Genomic DNA, 4900 nt, shown 5'->3' on the forward strand with positions numbered 1-4900 from the left:
ATGTGCCAAGCAGTGACAATGTGTTTGTCAAAAAATAAATGACAAATGGCCGTAATGTGAATGCGTTCATTTGTTTCACCATGCCAGTTTTTTAAACCGCTGAAACATAATCAAGAAACTGTTCAATGGCGCTATTGAAACTAGCAGCATCTTCGCAATACGGCGCATGACCAACGCCCCTTATCAACCAATGCCGTGCTAGAGGCAAAGCAGCTTTCAACGCAGCAGCCGCAGCCGGTTTTACAACAATATCATTTGCGCCACTAAAAATTGCTACTGGCGCTGTGATTTTTGGCAGCAGGTTAGTTGTATCAAGATGATGCATTGCACGGCCACCAGAGTCTATGCCCTCAACCCTGATATCTCCAGCGACCATAGCCAGAAACTCAGCAATTCCAGGATCGATATCGCCGGGTAGCATCTTGCTAACACGAAGCGCGCCATATGTGGCGTCATCCATCATCTTGCGCTGCTCAATACGCTCAATTACTGCCGCATCAAGAGGCGTTCCTGCCGGTTGGGCGCGCCCTTTATGAGTGCATGACAGAATGATCGCTTGGCAAATGTCTGGATGGGTTGCGCCCAATACCTGTGCCAGCATACCGCCCATTGAATGGCCAATAATAACAGCCTCGCCATTGACAAGACTAGTAATCACAGCGGCAACTTCATCAGCAATTGCAACCATACCACCCTCGATAACCTGCGACCCACCAAACCCAGGTGCGTCAATCGCAATCACCGTATGATTAGTAAAATGTGCAAATTGATAGGCCCAGCTTTTACTACTGCCATTAAAACCATGTAGAAACACTAGCACTGGCGTCGACTGGCTACCATCAACAGGCTTGTAAATCCGATAAGACGTCAATCTTCCACTGGTTTGGTTGCAAAACATGGACAAAGGAGGCAAAAAATCAACAAACCTCTGATTTTCTTTCATAGTTATTTCCACTCACAATGAGATTAATCGCTGATTTCATATGTAGACAAATAATTAACAATATAACAGGACAATGTCTCCAAGAATGGATTGACGCGCGAGTTAATATTGAGCAAACTTTCCGTCGATTGTTTTTAGCGCCGTTTGGATCTAAAAAACGTCAGCAAAAAGGGAGAGATACATGAAACTTAAACACATAATTACGATGAGCGTTGCGGCAATTGGCTTGTCATTCGCAGCCAATGCAGCTGAACTACGCGTTGGCTTGCAGTCAGAGCCAAGCTCGATTGACCCGCATTACCACAACCTTGGTCCAAATAACGGATTTGCAACGCATATTTTTGGAGCTTTGGTAGGTAGTGACGAGAACCAACAACATTTTCCAGATCTAGCAGTTTCTTGGAAACCAGTTGATGAAACAACTTGGGAATTCAAGCTCCGCCAGGGCGTCAAATGGCATGATGGCAGCGCATTTACCGCCGATGATGTTCTGTTTACTGCTGAGCGGGCGCAGAATGTGCCTAACTCACCATCAAGCTTTGTGACCTATCTCAAAGGCAAGACCTTCTCAAAAATTGATGACCACACAATTCATATCAAAACGGCAAAACCGTATCCGTTGATGCCAAATGACATGACTACAGTAAAAATAATCTCAGCGAAGGCGGGCAAGGGTGCCAAAACCGAAGATTATAATAGCGGCAAAGCAACCATTGGCACCGGCCCTTACAAATTTGTTGAATGGGTGCCGGGCGACCGTGTTGTTCTTCAGCGTTATGACGATTATCACGGCACAAAAGCGGCATTTGACAAAGTGACTTTCAAGCCAATCAAATCCGGTCCCGCGCGAATTTCCGCTCTATTAGCCGGCGATGTCGATTTTATTGATAATGTGCCACCCCTAGATGTGGCCAGGCTGAAAAAGGATAAATCTGTTCAGCTCAGCAGCGGCCCATCAAACCGGGTTATCTATTTGCATATGGATCAGTTCCGCGAAGACTCTCCTCACATCAAAGCAAAAGATGGTGGCCCAATCAAAAACCCGTTGATGGATGCTCGAGTTCGTAAGGCCATTTCCTTGTCAATCAACCGTGATGCCATTGTTGAGCGCGTCATGGAAGGTATTGCCGTACCGGCAGGGCAATTGTTGCCAGCAGGGTTTCATGGTGTTTCACCAAATATGAAACCTGATCCGTATGATCCAAAAATGGCAAAAAAGCTGATGGCTGAAGCTGGTTATGCAGATGGCTTTAAGATGGTCATTCATGGACCAAATGACCGTTACATCAACGACGCCAAAATAGCCGAAGCTTTGGCACAGATGTTAAACCGTGTTGGTATTGAGGCCAGTGTTGAGACCATGACAAAGGCAGTTTACTTTGGTCGCGCATCGCGTGGTGGACCAGACAAATCACCTGAATTTAGCTTCATGCTGCTTGGATGGGGTGCTGGATCTGGTGAGGCATCATCACCACTAAAAGCCCTGCTTCATACCTATGACAAGTCAAAGGGACTCGGCGCGGCAAACCGTGGTCGTCATTCGGACCCTGCGGTTGATACACTTGTTCAAAAAGCACTAGCAACAGTTGACGCTGATGCGCGGGGTAAATTGCTTGCCGCCGCAACAGAAAAGGCTGTTGGTGAAAATTACGGTGTGATTCCAATGCATTATCAGGTGAATACCTGGGCAGCAAAAGCTGGCTTCAAATATCAGCCACGCACAGATGAACGCACAATCGTAATGGGGCTTAGCGCAAATTAGGAACGGCACCTGATTCTTCTTAAACAAGCGACCTCACCTACCTTTTATTTATAGTCTGGGTAGGTGAGGTTGCCTTTGACACGCTCGGTGACTAAATGACAGCCTTTATTTTAAGACGGTCTTTGCAAAGCATCATTGTATTACTTGTGATGTCATTGATCGTATTTGTTGGCGTTAACCTTGTTGGCGATCCGGTTGATATGTTGATCAACCCTGAAGCCGATCAACTTGAGATTGAGCGTGTAATTCGTGATCTTGGACTAGACCGTCCTGTGGCTGAACAATATTGGTATTTTATGGTCAACGCCTTTCAAGGTGATCTGGGGCGATCATTCGTATTCGGCGAACCAGCATTAAAATTAATTATCCAGCGTATGCCAGCCACAATGGAGTTAGCACTATTTTCATTGTTGATTGCTATCTCCTTTGGAATTCCACTTGGTGTTTACGCAGGTTTAAAACCGCATAGCAAAATTAGCCGCACTATTATGGCTGGTTCAATTTTAGGATTTTCAATGCCAACATTCTGGGTTGGCATTATTTTGATTATGTTCTTTTCCGTACATCTGGGCTGGCTACCCTCAACTGGCAGGGGCGATGTTGCTACCTATTTTGGCATTACCAGCTCCATCTTTACCCTTGACGGGCTGTCGCACATATTCCTGCCGGCCTTCAATCTCGCCTTATTCAAACTATCATCGGTGATCCGGCTGGCGCGCGCTGGTACCCGCGAAGTAATCTTGCAGGATTACATCAAATTTGCACGCGCCAAGGGCCTCAGCGAAACAAGAATTATCCGAGTACATCTGCTGAAAAATATCATGATCCCCATTGTCACGGTCATTGGACTTGAATTCGGGTCTCTGATTGCCTTTTCAACAGTAACCGAAACGGTTTTTGCCTGGCCGGGCATGGGCAAGCTAATTATTGATGCAATCTATAACCTAGATAGGCCAATTGTAGTCGCCTATCTGATGATCATCGTCTTGATTTTTGTCACCTTGAATCTGATCGTGGATATTCTTTATTCAGTCCTTGATCCCAGGGTTCGCATTAAAGGGGTAAGCTAATGGCAGGTAAAGCTGCAACCACCACAGGCGCCATACCAGCGTCAGGATGGCAAAAATTCTGGTCTGACTTTTGCGAAAGCCCAACCGCTGTTGGTGCACTTTTTGTATTTTTGGTAATTTTATTTATTGCGGTTTTTGCGCCATTTGTATCACCAACAAATCCTTATGACTTGGCAAGCGTTGATATAATGAACAGCCGCCTCAAGCCTGGATCAGAAGATTTTGAAGGTAACGTGTATTGGCTAGGCACGGATGGCGCAGGGCGCGATATGCTCTCGGCGATTTTTTATGGGCTTCGAGTAAGCCTCGGTGTTGGGGCATTTTCGGGAGTAGTTGCTCTAGTGATCGGCGCAGCAGTTGGGCTGTCAGCAGCTTACTTCGGCGGCCGGTTTGAAACCCTAACAATGCGGATTGTTGACATTCAGCTGAGCTTCCCATCAATTCTGATGGCACTGATTATTCTGGCCGTTTTTGGCAAAGGGGTAGAGAAAACCATTATCGCGCTGGTACTAGTGCAATGGGCTTATTACGCCCGCGCCGCACGTGCCAGCGCTCTTGTTGAGAAGAACAAAGAGTATGTCGAAGCAGCGCAATGTCTGGCTCTTGGCGACCGAAGGATCATTTTACATCACATCATGCCAAACTGTCTGGCGCCTTTGATTGTAGTAGGCACATTACAAACTGCGCATGCAATCTCGCTCGAAGCGACCCTCAGCTTTCTTGGTCTTGGCCTGCCAATCACTGAACCATCGCTTGGTCTCTTGATTGGTAATGGATTTGAATTCATGTATTCTGGTGATTACTGGATCAGTATCTTTCCGGGCATCGCATTGCTAATCACAATCGTGTCAATCAACCTTGTTGGCGATCAGCTCCGCGACATCTTTAACCCACGTTTGCAACGATGAGGTGCACCGTGGATCCAATTCTACAGATCAAAGATTTACAAACGCATTTTTTCACGAAAGCTGGAGTTCTGAAAGCTGTGGATGGCGTTAGCCTCGAGATTAAATCTGGAGAAATTGTTGGGCTTGTTGGCGAGTCTGGTTCGGGAAAATCAATCACCGGCTTTTCGATCATGGGGCTTGTTGATGCGCCTGGGCAAATTGTTGGCGGGCAGATCCT

Annotated in this window: 5 protein-coding genes; 4 read left to right on the forward strand and 1 reads right to left on the reverse strand. The window is 46.5% G+C overall.

Annotated elements, in window-relative coordinates:
• Positions 1 to 91: 91 nt before the first annotated feature.
• Complete coding sequence (locus ABNT28_RS09960) at positions 92 to 943, reverse strand: alpha/beta hydrolase (protein WP_332923698.1); 852 nt, start codon at positions 941 to 943, stop codon at positions 92 to 94.
• A 181-nt stretch (positions 944 to 1124) separates the two neighbouring features.
• Here ABNT28_RS09960 and ABNT28_RS09965 point away from each other — a divergent pair, with 181 nt between their 5' ends.
• The 4 genes from ABNT28_RS09965 to ABNT28_RS09980 all read left to right on the forward strand — a co-directional run.
• The gene (locus ABNT28_RS09965; protein WP_348721507.1) at positions 1125 to 2705 is read left to right on the forward strand and encodes an ABC transporter substrate-binding protein; all 1581 of its coding nucleotides are present in this window, start codon (positions 1125 to 1127) and stop codon (positions 2703 to 2705) included.
• A 95-nt stretch (positions 2706 to 2800) separates the two neighbouring features.
• Positions 2801 to 3775, forward strand: coding sequence for an ABC transporter permease (locus tag ABNT28_RS09970; protein ID WP_348721508.1), 975 nt, complete (start codon positions 2801 to 2803; stop codon positions 3773 to 3775).
• The gene (locus ABNT28_RS09975; protein WP_332923695.1) at positions 3775 to 4683 is read left to right on the forward strand and encodes an ABC transporter permease; all 909 of its coding nucleotides are present in this window, start codon (positions 3775 to 3777) and stop codon (positions 4681 to 4683) included. Before ABNT28_RS09970 ends, ABNT28_RS09975 begins: the two co-directional genes overlap by 1 nt.
• On the forward strand, positions 4680 to 4900 hold a 221-nt coding region (locus tag ABNT28_RS09980; protein WP_348721509.1), incomplete at its 3' end, for an ATP-binding cassette domain-containing protein. The genes ABNT28_RS09975 and ABNT28_RS09980, both read left to right, overlap by 4 nt.

Origin of the sequence: uncultured Candidatus Puniceispirillum sp., from assembly GCF_963979125.1 — a bacterium.
Taxonomy (GTDB): domain Bacteria; phylum Pseudomonadota; class Alphaproteobacteria; order Puniceispirillales; family Puniceispirillaceae; genus Puniceispirillum.